This is a genomic window from Anoxybacillus sp. P3H1B (assembly GCF_001560855.1).
Classification (GTDB): Bacteria; Bacillota; Bacilli; order Bacillales; family Anoxybacillaceae; genus Anoxybacteroides; species Anoxybacteroides rupiense.
In genome coordinates this window covers 20,828-36,715 of record NZ_LPUG01000024.1, presented here as the reverse complement: position 1 = coordinate 36,715, position 15,888 = coordinate 20,828, and the positions used below count along the sequence as shown (strand labels likewise).

General features: G+C 41.6%; 17 protein-coding genes. 6 read left to right on the top strand and 11 right to left on the bottom strand.

The genetic code is table 11. From position 1 onward, the window contains the following. Positions 1 to 2: 2 nt before the first annotated feature. The 5 genes from ytkD to AT864_RS14300 form a co-directional block, all read right to left on the bottom strand. Positions 3 to 464 (bottom strand): RNA deprotection pyrophosphohydrolase, encoded by a 462-nt coding sequence (gene ytkD, locus AT864_RS14320; RefSeq protein WP_066150029.1) that lies wholly within the window; start codon positions 462 to 464, stop codon positions 3 to 5. A 520-nt stretch (positions 465 to 984) separates the two neighbouring features. Further along, positions 985 to 1,350 carry a DUF2294 domain-containing protein gene (locus tag AT864_RS14315; RefSeq protein WP_044745853.1) on the bottom strand — a complete coding sequence of 122 codons (366 nt, stop codon included), beginning with the start codon at positions 1,348 to 1,350 and terminating at the stop codon, positions 985 to 987. A 258-nt stretch (positions 1,351 to 1,608) separates the two neighbouring features. Beyond that, positions 1,609 to 1,929 (bottom strand): hypothetical protein, encoded by a 321-nt coding sequence (locus tag AT864_RS14310; RefSeq protein ID WP_044745852.1) that lies wholly within the window; start codon positions 1,927 to 1,929, stop codon positions 1,609 to 1,611. A 62-nt stretch (positions 1,930 to 1,991) separates the two neighbouring features. Further along, the gene (locus AT864_RS14305; RefSeq protein WP_066150026.1) at positions 1,992 to 2,411 is read right to left on the bottom strand and encodes a holin family protein; all 420 of its coding nucleotides are present in this window, start codon (positions 2,409 to 2,411) and stop codon (positions 1,992 to 1,994) included. Between the two features lie 412 nt (positions 2,412 to 2,823). Next, positions 2,824 to 3,261, bottom strand: coding sequence for a Dps family protein (locus AT864_RS14300; RefSeq protein WP_066150023.1), 438 nt, complete (start codon positions 3,259 to 3,261; stop codon positions 2,824 to 2,826). A gap of 569 nt (positions 3,262 to 3,830) precedes the next feature. On the opposite strand from AT864_RS14300, the gene ytzI reads away from it, so the two are divergent. Then, entirely contained in the window at positions 3,831 to 4,001 is a 171-nt protein-coding gene (gene ytzI / locus AT864_RS17725) for a YtzI protein (protein ID WP_080862028.1), read from the top strand. Between the two features lie 15 nt (positions 4,002 to 4,016). Here the strand turns inward: ytzI and AT864_RS14295 are convergent, their stop codons facing one another. Next, positions 4,017 to 4,490 carry an S-ribosylhomocysteine lyase gene (locus AT864_RS14295; protein WP_027409561.1) on the bottom strand — a complete coding sequence of 158 codons (474 nt, stop codon included), beginning with the start codon at positions 4,488 to 4,490 and terminating at the stop codon, positions 4,017 to 4,019. 150 nt (positions 4,491 to 4,640) lie between these two features. On the opposite strand from AT864_RS14295, the gene yidD reads away from it, so the two are divergent. From yidD to AT864_RS14275, 4 genes are all read left to right on the top strand, one after another. Continuing rightward, positions 4,641 to 4,874 carry a membrane protein insertion efficiency factor YidD gene (yidD, locus tag AT864_RS14290; protein ID WP_044745849.1) on the top strand — a complete coding sequence of 78 codons (234 nt, stop codon included), beginning with the start codon at positions 4,641 to 4,643 and terminating at the stop codon, positions 4,872 to 4,874. 204 nt (positions 4,875 to 5,078) lie between these two features. Further along, positions 5,079 to 6,059, top strand: a complete 981-nt coding sequence (locus AT864_RS14285) for a metal ABC transporter solute-binding protein, Zn/Mn family (RefSeq protein WP_066150020.1) — start codon at positions 5,079 to 5,081, stop codon at positions 6,057 to 6,059. 129 nt (positions 6,060 to 6,188) lie between these two features. Beyond that, on the top strand, positions 6,189 to 7,541 hold the full coding sequence (locus AT864_RS14280) for a cytochrome ubiquinol oxidase subunit I (protein WP_066150016.1): 1,353 nt from the start codon (positions 6,189 to 6,191) through the stop codon (positions 7,539 to 7,541). Between the two features lie 13 nt (positions 7,542 to 7,554). Then, complete coding sequence (locus AT864_RS14275; protein ID WP_066150013.1) at positions 7,555 to 8,595, top strand: cytochrome d ubiquinol oxidase subunit II; 1,041 nt, start codon at positions 7,555 to 7,557, stop codon at positions 8,593 to 8,595. 70 nt (positions 8,596 to 8,665) lie between these two features. Here the strand turns inward: AT864_RS14275 and AT864_RS14270 are convergent, their stop codons facing one another. The 4 genes from AT864_RS14270 to AT864_RS14255 all read right to left on the bottom strand — a co-directional run bounded on the left by AT864_RS14270 (position 8,666) and on the right by AT864_RS14255 (position 13,706). After that, positions 8,666 to 10,621: a beta-propeller fold lactonase family protein gene (locus AT864_RS14270; RefSeq protein ID WP_066150010.1), complete on the bottom strand. Its 1,956-nt coding sequence runs from the start codon at positions 10,619 to 10,621 to the stop codon at positions 8,666 to 8,668. Positions 10,622 to 10,717: 96 nt separating this feature from the next. Beyond that, positions 10,718 to 12,799, bottom strand: a complete 2,082-nt coding sequence (locus tag AT864_RS14265) for a hypothetical protein (RefSeq protein WP_066150008.1) — start codon at positions 12,797 to 12,799, stop codon at positions 10,718 to 10,720. A gap of 63 nt (positions 12,800 to 12,862) precedes the next feature. Beyond that, on the bottom strand, positions 12,863 to 13,387 hold the full coding sequence (locus AT864_RS14260) for a hypothetical protein (RefSeq protein ID WP_066150005.1): 525 nt from the start codon (positions 13,385 to 13,387) through the stop codon (positions 12,863 to 12,865). A gap of 19 nt (positions 13,388 to 13,406) precedes the next feature. Beyond that, the gene (locus AT864_RS14255) at positions 13,407 to 13,706 is read right to left on the bottom strand and encodes a DUF2325 domain-containing protein (RefSeq protein ID WP_044745842.1); all 300 of its coding nucleotides are present in this window, start codon (positions 13,704 to 13,706) and stop codon (positions 13,407 to 13,409) included. Positions 13,707 to 13,869: 163 nt separating this feature from the next. On the opposite strand from AT864_RS14255, the gene AT864_RS17720 reads away from it, so the two are divergent. Further along, positions 13,870 to 14,031, top strand: a complete 162-nt coding sequence (locus AT864_RS17720) for a DUF1540 domain-containing protein (RefSeq protein ID WP_080862021.1) — start codon at positions 13,870 to 13,872, stop codon at positions 14,029 to 14,031. Positions 14,032 to 14,239: 208 nt separating this feature from the next. Here the strand turns inward: AT864_RS17720 and AT864_RS14250 are convergent, their stop codons facing one another. Beyond that, entirely contained in the window at positions 14,240 to 15,712 is a 1,473-nt protein-coding gene (locus AT864_RS14250; RefSeq protein ID WP_066150002.1) for an o-succinylbenzoate--CoA ligase, read from the bottom strand. Positions 15,713 to 15,888: the final 176 nt, after the last annotated feature.

Genomic DNA, 15,888 nt, shown 5'->3' with positions numbered 1-15,888 from the left:
AATTACAGAGAACGTCTCTTTATTTCTTCAAGTGTATACATAAGCACATCGTCTTTCATAATAAAACTGAAGCGTTCATCTGTTCTTACATGCTGAGGCAGTTCCTTTAACAGAACTGGGCCATCTGTTTCCAAATAGGTGGACTGTGGCTGAAGCGCTTCAATTTCAGCAAAATAAATATTTTTAATCATCTCATTTCCAATTTTGTACTGCCCGATATATTCCAGCTGTTCGATGACTCCCCCGGTCTCTTCTCTCACTTCGCGAATCGCTGCTTGTTCAGGTGTTTCCTTTCCTTCCCTCTTTCCTCCAGGAAACTCTAAACCACGTTCGCGATGATTGGTCAGCAACCACTGCTGGTGGTAACGGCAGACGACCCAAACATGATCGGGCGTTTTGGAAAACGGATGGTCAGCAAATGACAACTGCACTTGATTTCCATAATAGTCCCAAAAAACAAACATCCTTATCAAACTCCATTGTCATGATCTTTATTCCTATTATACTTCTCACTTTACTCGCAGTGCCAGTTAAGCTTAAGCGCTATATAATGTGTCGGCCAGCCAATAAAAGCCGATTGGCATCGCTTCATTCCCCGCTTTTCTGCCGTAGTCGCACACCGTTTGTTTGCCGACTGGAATGTTTCAGCATGCTTTTTTGAATTTACGGGCAAATGCGTTTGTTTCGAGGAGAAAAGCGGAAAAGCTTGTGTGTCATCCTATCATTCTGTGGTTTTTTATTAAAAACAATGGAGCATCAACACCTGTTTACTTGCTTATACCAAGAAGCCACTTGGCATGTCCAGCTTCAAGTGGCATTTATATTATAGAAACCTCAAACATTCGCCGTACTAACTTCTCGCAAAAATAAAGAGAGGCAGCCTGCAGCCGAAAAATCGACTGATTAGGCAGCCTTCTTCATAAGAAATACAAAAAACGATAAAGAAGATAAAGAAAATGAAAGAACTAGGTGAACTGCACTCCGTTATTTTTGAAATTCTTCTTCAAAGTTGTCGGCTAGCGAAAACACAATAATCCGTTCTCCTGTACGGGTGCTTATATCTGTATGAACACTCATTACTTGTTTTCCCGTCATCGTTACGATGATCTCTCTTAGCTGCTCGCTGCCTGATTCAATTAAATCTGAGCGAATTCTTTTAACAGCCAACAGCCCTTCTTTTGTCTCTGCCAATTTTTGTTCAGCAGGTGTTAAAAGTCCGCGCATTTGCACAATAATCATATTGCGGATAATATCCGTTTTAACGGATATGGGGCCCCTCCCCAAATACTCTTTCTCCCATTGCGTCAGAGCCCGGCTAATTTGATCTTCCATCTCTCCTTTAGATTTCATTCGTATTTCTCCCCCTTCGAAACAAAAACGGCATGCTCCACTATAAAAAGTGAAACATACCGATCCATCTCGGTTCACATCACATCACTCAATCCATTCGTTCGCTTCTTCCTTTTGCTCGTCTCCTTCACAAAAGCGCGAAAGCTGTCCATGTCATTTAGTTATCAAGTCCTTGTCTCAATTTATTTTTTATTATAGCGAATCGATTTGGACTGTCAAGAAAAACAAAGGTATGACATGAAGCGCAGCAGCCCATCCTTATTCTTGAACCCATCCCATTGAGCGAATATGCTGCCTTGCTTCTTCATTTCCTAATTTATAAATAAGCTGATAAATTTTTTTCATCGTATCATCGTATGCATCGTTTTCGCGATCATAATGATACTGTATATATGGAACATGCGCTCTCCAAAATGCCTGCCAATCAGAGGAATAGTTTTGGTCAAAATATTCCCTTAATTGAATAATTTCTTCGTCCGTTGCCTCGATTTGAAAATCCCATGGAGACGCTGTCTTTACTTGAGAGATTTCACCGTGAGCAATCGACACATAATACGTTTTTTTATTTTGCTCTTTCACACCCTTCAACTCCTTTACAATCTGTCCTATTCGTAGTGTGGATGAACAAATAAAAATTATGCTTATTTAGCCCGATCTTTTAATAATTCAATTGCTTTTATCAGAAAGCCCGGAATAGGTAATCCTGTCCTTCCTACATTTTCAACAATTGAAATGACTTCATTCGCCATATAAAAAAAGGTCGTTGCATCACGAATAAAATGATTGTTCTGTCCTAAGGCAAGATCGATTAGATGTGCCACTGCTACTAATACAAAAATCAATAATTTCCGCACAATCCCCCGAAAACCGATCTCGCTTGACAGCTTTCCTTCAAGAGCCCCTGCAACAATACCAGTTATATAGTCAATCACGACGAAGCAAACTAAAATCACCACTAATATGTCCAATCCTCCAAATACAGATGAAACAAATGAACCAATGAGCGAAATTCCGAAAAAAAATGAATGTTTGGCCACGGTTTCCCGCCTTTCATGTTTCATAGGTCAAAAGTGTTGATTCAACAATATCACATCTGTTGATGATCTATGATTTCATGCAAGAAATGCGGAAGAGCTAGACCGAAAAGAAGTCTTTCTTCCTTATTTCCTGAATCAAGGAGACAAAGGGGGGATCTTTTCCGTACTACCCCTTGTTAAAAAGGAACAGGCATAGAACATAATCATCAACACGCCTAATGGAGGGATCATGGACAGGCAGATAGCTTTTCTGATGCCACAATCGATTGATCCAAAATACGAAAATGGCTGAAAAGCCTCGTTATGTGGTAAAGTGATAAAACCATCGATGATCAACACGTAGTTACTCTATTTTATGAAAATAGAAAAAAAGAGTGTAAACAACTGCCCAAACAGCAAAAAAGATCGCTCCCGATATGGAAGCGATCTTTTTTGCTTATTTGCCAAGAAACGATTTTAACATCCACACGTGCTTTTCAAGGCTTTGGTGGATTCCTAAAAGCATATCTCCCGTTGTTTCATCCCCTACCTCATCAGCTAGCTGCATTCCATCTTTTAGCTCTTGAATCATCGTCTCAAAGTCGCTGACAAGCGCGCCAACCATCTCTTCAGCTGTTTCATTGCCTTTTGCTTCTTTAACAGACGCGCTTTCGAGACAATCTTTCATTGTAGCGACAGGCGCTCCTCCTAGCGCAAGCAGCCGCTCTGCTAACTCGTCAATATGGAGGGCTGCTTCATTGTATAATTCTTCGAATTTTGTATGCAATGTAAAAAATTGCTGTCCTTTGACAAACCAATGATAATTATGGAGTTTGATGTATAATACACTCCAATTGGCAATCTGTTTATTGACCATGTCCGTTAGATTTTTCATCTTGATCCTCTCCTTCACCATATTTTTTACAAAATAAACTTACATTTCTAATTATAACCTATTTCATACCCATCTCGCAAAAAACGGAAAAATTCTTCTCTCTTTTCAATTATAAATACAAGGTGGACGACCCATTATTTTAATCTATTTGCCCGCAAAGCATTCGTTGCTCAAGAAGAATATGCTCAAACTTACTCCCATTGGTTTTGTTCGATCATCCACCTACTTAACTACCATTGCTTCACTCCTTTTACTTGTGCCATATCAATAGAAACGAACATATGTATAAATCCGATCAGAAAGTAAATGGGTCGATTGTTTTTGCGGCATGCTGGTGCATGGGAACACCGTCGCTTTCAACCCTAGGCATCACGCTTCAAAACAGTTCGTTTTTTGCCTCTTTAATCTTATGTCACTGTTTCCATTTAAATGGCTACAATCTTATTCGTTCCCTTTCTCAGCGCTTATGATGAACCGCTCCCATCTATATTCCGTTAAGAGATGGGAGACTTCTCGGTGGAGTATGTTAAAATAAAGAGAGGAATTCAAACATAGAAAGTGGGGAGCCAATGTTTACAATCCTTATCATTTCCATCATCATTATTTTAGTCGTTCTTATTCTGGCTGTCGCCACCACATCAAAAGCCTATCAATACAAGCATACCGTCGATCCTATTGATAACAATCCGCATTTACCAGAACACAAGCAGAAAGAAAAAAACGAAGGCGGCCATGTTTAAATGGCCGCCTTACGATTATCCAAATACTTTCTTCAGTTCTTCCTTATCTTGTTCCAGCCAAAAACGCATTAGACGCTTAGCTCCCTCTAAATCATGAAGCTTCGCCTGCCCGCATTGCTGTTCCGTTGCAGCTGGGACTTCTGTCGCATTTACCGCATCCTTCATTGTATCTTCAAGCAGATCGATAATTTCCTCCACAGTAGGAGAACCGCTGACAACTAAATAGTAGCCCGTTTGACATCCCATTGGTGAGATATCAATGATATCAAAATGATCGTATTTTTCCGCATGCTTGCGAATATTGAATGCAAGCAAATGCTCAAGCGTATGAATAGCATCGGGCTTCATCGCTTGCTTATTTGGCTGGCAAAAACGAATGTCAAATTTATTCACAACGCCATCGCTTCCCACTTTATGCACGCCGCAATGTCTCACATACGGCGCTTTCACAGCGCAATGGTCGAGTTCAAAGCTTTCTACTGAAGGCATTGTATCACTCCTATCGTTATTTTCTAAATACTATCATACACATAAATCCGATTTTTTTCATCTACTTTATACGGATTATTCAAAGGTGATGACTTGTGCGATTTATGATACATTGATGATAGTATATTTTATTCACTGGGTGTGATGCAAATGTTGAAACGCTTATTGATCGCTCTCATTCGTTTTTATCAAATGGTGATTTCTCCGTTAAAGCCGCCGACATGCCGTTTTTATCCGACATGCTCCCATTACGGTCTTGAAGCAGTTAAGCGCTTTGGCGCAATCAAAGGAGGCTGGCTGACGATCAAACGCATTGTCAAGTGTCACCCCTTTCATCCTGGAGGCTTTGATCCAGTCCCGGAAAAATGGGAAGATGCCAAATAAGCATGGGCTTGCGGCTTATTATCGTGCATTTTCATGTAATGGCAGCAAGTCCGTCTTTCTTATAGCTACATACACGTAATGATTAACTAACTAACTGCATGGGTGAATAAAAAGAAAAAAAATACTATTCAAATCGTAATGATTACGATATAATGAATGAGACCATTCATCTCTGCTTGGTAAAAATGAGAAAGGAGAGCATTCATGAGACGAAAAACACTGTTAGCCATCATTCTTCTTGTTGGATCAATCATGCTGTTTGGCTGCAATAAACGTGAAGAAGCAACCGATACAAACAAGCCAAAAAACACACTTACTATTTATACGACTGTTTATCCGTTGCAAGATTTTGCGCAAAAAATTGGTGGACGCTACATAAAAGCAGAAAGCATTTATCCTCCTGGCGTTGAGGCACATACATTTGAACCGACAACGCAAACGATGAAAAATTTAGCAGATGCTGATGCATTTATTTATATCGGCCAAGGAATGGAAGGATTCGTCGATCAAACGAAACAAGCACTAAAAAACGAGCATGTAAAGCTCGTGGAAGCTTCTAAAGGAATTCAATTGCTTGATTCTGCCCATCACGATGAAGAAGGGGAAGAACACGAAGGGCATGAAGAAGCGGAAGGGCACGATGACGACGGTCATCATCATGGCGATAAAGATCCCCACGTTTGGTTAGATCCTATTTTATGCATTACAATTGCCGAAAACATAAAAAATGCTTTGATTGAGCTAAAGCCAGATGCGAAGGAAACATTTGAAAACAATTTTGCCTCTTTAAAACAGCAGTTGCTTGATATAGATCAACAATTGCAAGCTGTAGTAAAAGACGCTCCTAAAAAAGAACTTCTTGTTTCTCATGCAGCCTACGGCTATTGGGAAAAAAGATATGGCATTGAGCAATTAAGCATCGCGGGTCTTTCACCGACTAATGAACCTTCACAAAAAGAGCTGGCTCAAATTATTCAACTCGCGAAAAAGAAACAAATTCATTATGTCATCTTTGAACAAAATGTCACACCAAAGGTGGCTGAAGTTGTCAAAAACGAAATCGGCGCTGAAGTTCTTCGCCTTCATAATTTAGAAACACTTACAAGCGAAGATATAAAAGAAAATAAAGACTACTTCACAATCATGCATCAAAATATCAACGTATTAAAACAAGCGTTGCAATAAAGAAACGAAACCACACTGTCGACTTGACAGTGTGGTTTCGTTTTTTCCTATGATTTCTTCTCTGCATATTTTTTAGAAATATGTGGATAATAACAGCAGCTAATCATGAATGGAAGGACGGTCTTTTTTATGGATGATTTGGTCATTGCCCGCTCTCTATTTGGCACTACTATGGCGTTTCATATTATTTTTGCGTCTCTCGGTGTAGGAATTCCGCTAATGATTTTATGCGCCGAACTGCTCTATCAAAAAACGAAAAACCGCGACTATGCAGTTATGGCTAAAAGATGGACAAAAGGGATAGCAGTACTGCTGGGAGTTGCCATTCCCTCCGGAACCATTGCCGGCGTCCAGCTTTCATTGCTATGGCCTGGATTTATGGAAGTGATCGGCAAAGTGATGGCGCTGCCTTTCCAAATTGAAATCTATGCTTTTTTTGTTGAGGCATTATTCATGTCTATCTACGTATATGCCGCTGATCGTATTTCGCCGGCCATGAGAATTTTGAGCGTTACTCTTGTTGCCCTTGGCGCAAGCGCTTCCGCTATTTTAATTACAAATGTTCATGCTTTTGAAGGCACTCCCGACGGTTTTCGCATCGAAAACGGCCAAGTCGTTGACGTAGATCCTTGGGCTGCATTTTTTAATCCCAGCTTTTTTGTCACCGCTGGACATGTAACAGTTTCAGCCTTTATGACAGGAGCATTTGTCCTTGCTTCAATTTCTGCTTACAAAATGTTGCGGGAAAAAAATAAACGCGTTCTTGAATTTTATCGTAAAGTACTGATGCTTTCGCTTGTTGTTGGCGGGATTTTTTCTATTTTAACAGCGCTGAATGGCCATGAAGCCGCACAGCTTTTGCATGAATATCAGCCGGAAAAGCTGGCAGCAGCTGAAGGATTGTTCGAAACGCAATCGCACGCTCCTCTTGCCATTGGCGGTTTTACAGATCCTGACACGCAATCGGTGAAATGGGCAATCGAAATTCCATGGCTCCTCAGCTTTCTTGCCGGCAATAGCTTTGATACCGTTGTACAAGGATTAAACGATTTTCCTAAAGAATGGTGGCCGCCATTATTTATCCATACACTATTCAATGCGATGGTAGGCATCGGCTCATTCCTTATCCTGCTCTCCTTGATCGGATTGGTTTGGAGCAAAGTGATGAAACGCCCTGCGTTTCCTCGTCCGCTGATGTGGGCCATTATCGCTTCCGGACCTCTTTCCATGCTGGCTATTGAATTTGGCTGGATCTTTGCCTGTACAGGCAGACAGCCATGGGTTATATACAGGATGATGAAAACAGAGGACGCTGTGACACAATCGGAGAATTTGGCACTGCTGTTTATCTTGTTCGCAGCCATCTATATTGTATTAAGCATCGCCGTCGTTCTCGTATTAAAATACTATTTTCGGCGCCATCCTGTCATCAACGAACTAGCTTCACAGGAAACCGGACATTCAAATCATTTTACGCAATAAGGAGGCGAGGAACATGACAAATGAACTCATTGCCATCACTGTGCTATGGGGATTTATTTTTATCTATGCGGTCATGGCAACCATGGATTTTGGAGCTGGTTTTTGGTCGATGATTTATATGAATCGGGAAAAAACAGCCGCAACCAATATTGCCAATCGCTATCTTTCCCCTACATGGGAAGTGACCAATGTGTTTATTGTGGCAATCGTTGTCGCGCTTGTCAGCTTTTTTCCTGGAGCGACCTTTTTGTTGGGAACTGTTTTATTAATTCCCGGGAGCATTATTTTACTGCTTCTCGCGATTCGCAGCGCTTTTTTAGTATTTGCCCATATCGCTAAGGAATATGAAAAAGTGCTGACCTACATTTCGGGAATCAGCGGCATGATCATCCCAGCTCTACTGATTAGCGTCTTGCCAATCACACATGGCGAATTTATTGAAACGGTTGACGGGGTCGCAAAACTGAGAATGGATAAGCTGTTTACAAGCCCGCATGAATATGCGTTCATTGGCTTCGCCATCTCCAGCACATTGTTTCTTTCTTCCCTGCTGCTTGCCGACTACTCCAATGAAGCGAATGAGCTGGAGGCATATCAAACCTATCGCAGAGATGCTCTCATTCTCGGACCCATTTCCTTATTAATGGCGCTTTTTATTATGCTGACGATGCAGGATGAAGCACCTTGGCTGTACGAGCGAATAATGGACTATTTGCCATGGCTCATCGGTTCCGTGGCCATGTTTTTTGTAGCGGGGGCCGCTCTATTCTTGCCGTCTGCCAAGCATCAGTCCATACGGGGAAAACCTCGATTAGCGGTCGTCGCCATTGTCATTCAATACTTTTTAGCGAGCTACGCTTATGGAAAGGCCCACTTGCCATATATGATCTATCCGGATGTCACGATTCAGTCAGGTTTCACTCATCCGAATACTTTTCGCGCGCTGTTTATGTCATACATCATCGGGTTTGTTATTCTCTTTCCGGGATTCATCTATTTTTGGCGATTATTTATGAAGGATAAACGCTATCTTCAAAAAAATGATCCATCATAACGTTTGGCAGTTATTGAGATCGTCATAAAAAAGCCGTTTTGGCCATGGCCAAAACGGCTTCCCGGTGACTTTATTCAAGTGAACGCACATATTCCGCAATAGCGGCTATTTCTCCTTTTGTTAAGCTTGTCACCTCTTTTGTCTGATGGCGCTGAATGGCTTCTTCGATCGTTTTGGCGCTGCCATCATGCAAGTAAGGGGCCGTCGCCCAAACTCCTCGCAATGTCGGCGTATCCCATTGTTTTGGTGTGCGAGGGTTGGCAAAATGGGCTCTCGCGTCTCCATTTGAAGCTTTATCCTGTGGATTCGCTGTGCCAATATCATGTAAATAAGCGGTATTCGCTATCGTCAATACTCCTTGATCGTCCACTGCTTTTGTACTATCTGTAAAATATTCTCCTCCATGACAGCTGAGACAGTTCCCTTTACCGTTAAACAGCTTTTCGCCTTCTTGCGCTTTTGCTGTCAAGCTTCCATCTTTATTTCGATACGGGCTTTTCGGTACAGGAAACGAATGAGGATCATCTAAATACGCAAGAATCGCATCATACATATGCTGCACATCCGATGGCAGCGGCTTCTCTGGATCAAGGGCCATCATCCCGCCCATTTCATTTTGTACCGTATGAATGTAATCGCTAAAATCATCGCGAGAGCCATCCCACATAAACAATCCCGTCTTGGTCGTTAGCACATTGCTTGGCACGTTGCGCGGCCCTTTGGGCGTCAAAAGTGTCAGCCCGTTTATTTCCCCGTCACTATGGCAGGAAGCACAACTCATCCAGTTATTTCCTGTAATATCGATCGCAAATTCGTCGCTATTCGCGCTATAAAAAATCGTCTTTCCTTCACGGACAAGTGGTGATAAAGAATCTTTGGCAATTAAGCGTATCGTTCCTTTTACTGATCTTGCTTTCGCATAAGGCGCTTTGCCTCCTGTATGAATGACGGCAAGATCATGGCTCATTGCATTGTGGACAAATAATTGCTTTCCATCCGGTGAAATTACAATCCCTCTCGGATTATTCCCTTCAATGCGCCGCAAAATTTGGGTTGCGTTTCCGCCGCGTTTTAAATCAAATACGACTAAATCTTCGCTTCCTGACATCACTGCGTACATTTTGCTTCCATCTGGCTGAAACACAATATCATATGGATTCGAAACAATGATCGTTTCATTTTTCACATCTTGGACATTGATTTCCGTGAATAATTCCTTTCTCTCATCCACCAATTCTCGATCGGATGCAAGATCAATGACAGAAATGGCCGGAAAAACCGTTTCTTCAAACTGAATCGGCGTATCAATATTCGTCAGTAAATGAGGAATGTAGGCTTTTTTTCCATCTGGTGCAATGACAAACTGCTCAAGCGTGTTCGGAATACCTTGGCTCTTTTTCCGATCCTCCTGATCCGGTGATGGCGCTAACGTAATTTCTTTGATGACTTGATTTTTTTTCGTATCAATCACACTTATTTTTCCATCTAGATAATGAGGTACATACAACTTTCGGCCATCAGCCGTTAGCGCCAGCGTACGCGGTCGATCACCAACTGGAATTTCTTTCGTTTCTTTTTGCTTTTCCAAATCAAATACTGATACCGTTCCTGAACGATAATTAGCTACGTAAAGCGTTCTTCCGTCCTGGCTTGTCACAACTCCAAATGGTTCAATTCCTGTTTTTAAATGACCCATCACTTTTTTCTCTTTAAGCGAAATAATATCTACTCGGTCATCATGCATACAGGACACGTATAAAAATTGTTCGTCCGGACTTAATGCAAGCTGTCTAGGCTCCTTTCCGACAGCAATCTCTGCTTTTTTCTGCTTCGTCTTTGCATCGATTAGCGTGACAGAAGGAACATCAATATTGGCGATATACAGCATAGTTCCTTTTTTGTTAATGGCAATATTGTCGCTGTGGACGGCATAGTGGCGAATGGTTTTTTGGTCTGAATGAAACACTGGACTTGCCTGACAACTCGTTAGAATCAGAAAAAAAATAAGTAAGACCCCTCTTTTCATCAGCGTTTCCCCCATTTTGATTCACGAAAATGAAAACCATTATCATTTTATATGAAAAAGCGGCAAATCTCAATGCTTGCCGCTTTTATCCATTATTTATTCTTTTTTTGGTTTTACTTCCACATTCAATAAAATTGGCGCAATTCCATATTTTCCGTGTCCTGCTTGCACTTGTGGCACATTGTCCCCATCTGTATTGCCTGATTTGTCGCCTTTTATATACACATCTCCGGTATCCCAAAATTCACTGGCCTGCATTCCTTCCTTGATGCTTGGACCATCAATAATCCGATCATAAAAATCAACATAGCGCGAAATGATGGTCTCTCTTTCCAGTACTTTGACAGGCTGATCGGAGTCCGTGTTATTGAGATTGTTAAGGGCAATGCGCAGCACACCTGATAACGCTCCAGCTACAAATGGAGTATATTTCATTTCATTTTTTCCCGTCTTATAAACACGGAGTTTTTGATCCCAAAAATGCTTGTCCATCGCTTCATAAATTTTACGTGCTGCCTCCCGGTATTGCTCGTCTTTCGTCGCTAAAAATGCCGCTGTGAGACCGCGAATCGCACCGAGTTGGGCAAGAAGAGTAGGTTCGTCTGTTTCAGGACCTTGACCAATGATCCAGCCATTTGCTACAAGGCCATCTTCCCTTATTAATTCATTCATGATAAAATCAGCTTGTTTTTTGATCAGTTCAAGTGCACGTTTTCCTTCAGGAGTGCCAAGGCCTTGGGCATCTTCTCCGCTTGCGTAACCCACAGGCAATCCATCAATCGCGCGTTCAAAAATGCGCAGCGCTTCCATCGTATAGCCTGCCTGGAACGTATCTACTCGTTTTCCTTGTGCACTTCCGTTATTCTCTTCAACAAAAGCGCCTACTTCTTGATTAAAGTGCATGGCATCAATATTTTTAAACACCTGCAATACCACATCGCGATTCACTGAATATGGATCATTCGAAACAACATCATTCGTTGGATTTTGATCGAGATTTTCTTTCGGCGCACTTGGATATGGCGATCCGTCAAATACAGCTAGAAAAGCAGGATTTTGATTTTTATTATCCGGCCGCTGATCTGTCACACCATAGAATTCTGATGCAGGCCAAAGCATCAGCCATTGATCTTGCAACAAGCTTCTTTTATCCTTCACAATGAGCTGTTTTACCTTTGGCGCCAATTCATTCCCATCTTCTATCACCTCAATTTCATGAGGCAAATATACCCAGCCGCTTTGAGGATTATATTGGCTTCCTGCTGCTTTTGTTAGCCCTTGCTGTTTCGCACTGTAAAATAAATGATCGCGGACAAAATTAAGCTTGTTCCAAATTTCTTCAGTTAAAATCATGCCTTGCATGCCATCTGCGGAGCTTACTCCAAGCGCAATGTTAGGATCTTGATCGTCATTTTTGGTTTTCGCTTCAATCTCTTCATCTTTATCAACGGTATGTAAGCCACCTAAAAAATCTCCAGCCCATAATGCCTGTTTTAAAAATGTGCCGCCATAGGCAGAAGGAGTTAATCGTTTCTCCATTTTGCTCCGATCCCAACGAAGCGATTGAAAATCGACTTGATAAACCGGAACATAGGTTTTGTCATTATTTTCCGCATACACGTCTGTATCGACTTTTTGGGCATAATGCGGATCACCGCCTGCATATTCAATCATTGTCGGAAACATATTGCGGAAAATTTCTTCATGCGCATACCCTACACTGTCAGCCAATTGGTAAAATCGCTCTGCCAACACCTCATCGTTTGACTTCTGCGCTTTTTGCGCCTGCTGCTCTGTCATTGGACCATAAATCAAATGCAGCCCAAGTCCCGACTTCTCCGTGACCTCGTACATTGCTTCTTCTGAGTATTCGTACGATTCAATCCCTGCAATATAATCAAATTTTGTCGGTTTATCCATTTTACGCGCATCCAATACATCCAAATCAAGTCCAAGCCCCTCGGCCAAAGGCTCCCCTGACAACTCAAATTCTGAATACGCAAACATGTTGCCGGCTGTATCAAAAGAATAATCGGTCACCGGCACAGAAATATTGGCTGATGTCTCACCTTTCTGTTTTTTCTCGCTCGCTTCATTGGTTGGTGAACACGCTGAAGCCAGCAAGAGTGATGAAATCACGGCCGTTGTCGTCATAACCTTCCACGGTTTTTTTCCCATAGCTACATCCCCCAGTAACTTTAAAACGATTTTCATTATCATCTATGTTTATTTTATCTTAATTTATTTTGTTTTCAACTGTTTTAAACGATTTTGCGCAACGACAGCCTGTATTTGGCGTTGTCCAGTAAGAAGCGAACAAAATTCTACTGCTACTGTTTTAGAGCTCTCTCTTCTTTCGCTCTCAAATGCCGCTGCTATCCTATTCATATAATAAGAATAAAACGCTTCATCCTCTTGGAGGATAAATTTGCGGATGATGCACATTTCATCTTGTTTGTATGCAATATCAACATCGACATGTTTCGTCCCATATTCAATTCTCTCAAATAAAAGAAACCAGTCAATCGTCGGATCTAAAAAACGAAGTAAATAGTCCGTCGTTTTCGCTAGTACTGTATAATAATGGATATTGGAATGAAACACTTCTTGATCTACGTGGCGCCAATGTTTTTCTACAAGCTTTAATACAAGTGAAGCGGATCGCGACGAAGAAGGAGCCTGATAATATTCTGTAATGATTTTTTTCATCGCTTCACCTACTAGCTGGCGCCAATTTTGAGGCATACATAGCTTGACGGCACTCATTTATGTATCCCTCCACCTCTCAATTCGCTTGTTTCGTTACTTTCGCTTTTTGCAGCACAAGATGAATAGAACTCCATGAACGCTTTACAAAATAAATCGGTTTTTCTTGGTTTTTCGCTTTTTGCTTAATTACTTTGGCTAAATTATGATTAACATAGTCGGTCATCACCAGAACAAGATCGATATGTTCAGGAATATCCCGCTTAACCATATTCACTTTGCGGCCATCCAGATGAATAATTTCCTTAAATCCTGAATTTATCAATTTATCGGTAATATTTCCGAGATGATCAGCACCTACTACAAGCAACGATGACATATTTTCTTTCCCTCCATTGCTTTCAACTTTATTTTCATTCTAATTGAGAATGATTCTCTATGTCAATAGATATAAAATTTCTTATTATTTCCGTTATATCTTTTTTTTAATCAGTCAAAAATAAAAATGTATTAAATTTACTAAACTTATGGAGGGAATCACGATGGCAAAAGATGTGCTTTGTGAAGTGAAAAACTGTCATTACTGGGCAGAAGGAAATCGCTGCAGTGCAGAAGCCATTTATGTAGTCAGTCACACCGGAACAGAAGCTTCTAACTCTGGCGAGACGGACTGTAAAACGTTCGTACCAAACGACGAGCTATAAAAGAGCTTATCTTTATCCGCATTTTACTATGATTTGGAATTGTCCCTGTTATGTCATAGAAAAAGCGGGACACAGGCTGTGCAGAAGAAAACGAAATAGGCCAGCAGTTGTCTATCGTTTCAATTTGTATCAATTCCTTTATATGAATAGTTAAGCCATAAAAATAAAAAGAGGTTCATCCGTTTATATAGACGGATTACCTCTTTTTTTATTGTTCGTGTTTTGGAATTAAATGAATTAATTGGCGCCGCAACAGCTTTTTGGCCGCATTGCGCGGCAGCTCATCTACTATATATATACGTTTTGGCACCTTGTACTTTGCCAAGCGCTCCCGACAAAATTCTAAAAGCTGTGGCGGTGTAACCGATACGCCATTTCTCAGTTTAACAAAAGCATAAGGCACCTGTCCCCAGCGCTCATCTTCCACTCCCGTCACTCCCGCTTCTTCGACCGCTTCATGCGAAAGCAGTATCGCTTCAATCTCTGCCGGATAAATATTTTCACCGCCAGAAATAATCAAATCGGATCGGCGATCAAGAACATAAAGAAACCCTTCTTCATCTATATAGCCCATATCCCCTGTATAAAACCAGCCATTCCGTAACGCTTTTTTAGTTGCTTCTGGCCGATGCAAATATCCTTTCGCTACATTTGGCCCCTTCACAACAATTTCTCCAGGTTCATACGGCCTAGCTGTTCGCCCATCCGTTTCGACGCGAAGCTGAGCGGGAAAAAGCGGTTTTCCTGCTGACCCTAGCTTAGAAAAACTATACTCTGGCGCTAATGTAACAATTTGTGATGCCGTTTCTGTCATTCCATAAGTTTGATACACAGGAATTCCTTTATCGCGGCACGCTTCCAGCAGCGGCTTTGGCGCGGGTCCTCCCCCAAGCAGCATACACCGGAATGTATGGGGATATGTCAAGCTTCCCAATTCGGAAATCATTTGCTGTAGCATGGTGCTGACAACAGACATAATCGTGGCTTTTTCTCCTAGAATGATCTCATTTGCTTTTTTCGCATCAAAGTGCTGCATCACATAAACGCTCATTCCATAAATCACACTTCTCATCAAGATCGACAACCCACTTATATGAAAGAACGGAACAGCGGCAAGCCAACAATCCCTTTCCAATAAGCCTAAATTTAAAGCTGAGCCAATCGCGCTCCACCAATGATTTCCATAAGTTTGTAATACTCCCTTTGGCTTTCCTGTTGTGCCCGATGTATACATAATTGTTGCTACTTCGTGAAAATCATATTCTTGCTGAAGCGGCACCTCTTGCTCTGGCAATGAAGCAAGCTCTGTTGCCGTTACAACAGGAACTGAGCTGCTGTTGGCATCATCGCGCCATTGTTCATCGACAATCCACCATTTCGCTCCGCTATCTTCAATTTGCCAATTCAATTCTGAGGCTGTTAATCTTATATTTTGCAACAATACAACGGCTCCAATATAATGAAGTCCATGAATGATTTCCACCATCGCCGTGCTATTTTTCATCAATATAGCGACAATATCACCGCGTTGGACGCCAAGATAAGCTAGCCTTCCCGCCGTTCTTACCGCTGCTGTATGAAGCTCAGCAAATGTTTTTTGCTCACTTCCCTCGTAAACAGCAATGCGTTCTGGAGTCAAAAACGCACGCTGCATAAGCCAGTTTGGTGTTGATGTATACATAAAGTCCCCTCCTTTGCTTGATACAAAGAAGCAGCTTCAGACTGTTAACGAACGTTTTCATCCTAAGTTAATCGCATCACTCATCCGCTCATGAGCATCTCGGTTTGATTCGCTCATCTTCGTTTGCTGCGTTCCCTGTCCATCCAGCGTTTTCAAGACAGTCTAAATGAAAAGAC

What these genes read in the sequence shown, in the direction of transcription:
- ytkD (WP_066150029.1), bottom strand. Translation starts at nt 464, where the DNA reads ATGTTTGTTTTTTGGGACTATTATGGAAATCAAGTGCAGTTGTCATTT.
- AT864_RS14315 (WP_044745853.1), bottom strand. Translation starts at nt 1,350, where the DNA reads ATGAAATCTAAAGGAGAGATGGAAGATCAAATTAGCCGGGCTCTGACG.
- AT864_RS14305 (WP_066150026.1), bottom strand. Translation starts at nt 2,411, where the DNA reads ATGAAACATGAAAGGCGGGAAACCGTGGCCAAACATTCATTTTTTTTC.
- AT864_RS14300 (WP_066150023.1), bottom strand. Translation starts at nt 3,261, where the DNA reads ATGAAAAATCTAACGGACATGGTCAATAAACAGATTGCCAATTGGAGT.
- ytzI (WP_080862028.1), top strand. Translation starts at nt 3,831, where the DNA reads ATGTTTACAATCCTTATCATTTCCATCATCATTATTTTAGTCGTTCTT.
- AT864_RS14295 (WP_027409561.1), bottom strand. Translation starts at nt 4,490, where the DNA reads ATGCCTTCAGTAGAAAGCTTTGAACTCGACCATTGCGCTGTGAAAGCG.
- yidD (WP_044745849.1), top strand. Translation starts at nt 4,641, where the DNA reads ATGTTGAAACGCTTATTGATCGCTCTCATTCGTTTTTATCAAATGGTG.
- AT864_RS14285 (WP_066150020.1), top strand. Translation starts at nt 5,079, where the DNA reads ATGAGACGAAAAACACTGTTAGCCATCATTCTTCTTGTTGGATCAATC.
- AT864_RS14280 (WP_066150016.1), top strand. Translation starts at nt 6,189, where the DNA reads ATGGATGATTTGGTCATTGCCCGCTCTCTATTTGGCACTACTATGGCG.
- AT864_RS14275 (WP_066150013.1), top strand. Translation starts at nt 7,555, where the DNA reads ATGACAAATGAACTCATTGCCATCACTGTGCTATGGGGATTTATTTTT.
- AT864_RS14270 (WP_066150010.1), bottom strand. Translation starts at nt 10,621, where the DNA reads ATGAAAAGAGGGGTCTTACTTATTTTTTTTCTGATTCTAACGAGTTGT.
- AT864_RS14265 (WP_066150008.1), bottom strand. Translation starts at nt 12,799, where the DNA reads ATGGGAAAAAAACCGTGGAAGGTTATGACGACAACGGCCGTGATTTCA.
- AT864_RS14260 (WP_066150005.1), bottom strand. Translation starts at nt 13,387, where the DNA reads ATGAGTGCCGTCAAGCTATGTATGCCTCAAAATTGGCGCCAGCTAGTA.
- AT864_RS14255 (WP_044745842.1), bottom strand. Translation starts at nt 13,706, where the DNA reads ATGTCATCGTTGCTTGTAGTAGGTGCTGATCATCTCGGAAATATTACC.
- AT864_RS17720 (WP_080862021.1), top strand. Translation starts at nt 13,870, where the DNA reads ATGGCAAAAGATGTGCTTTGTGAAGTGAAAAACTGTCATTACTGGGCA.
- AT864_RS14250 (WP_066150002.1), bottom strand. Translation starts at nt 15,712, where the DNA reads ATGTATACATCAACACCAAACTGGCTTATGCAGCGTGCGTTTTTGACT.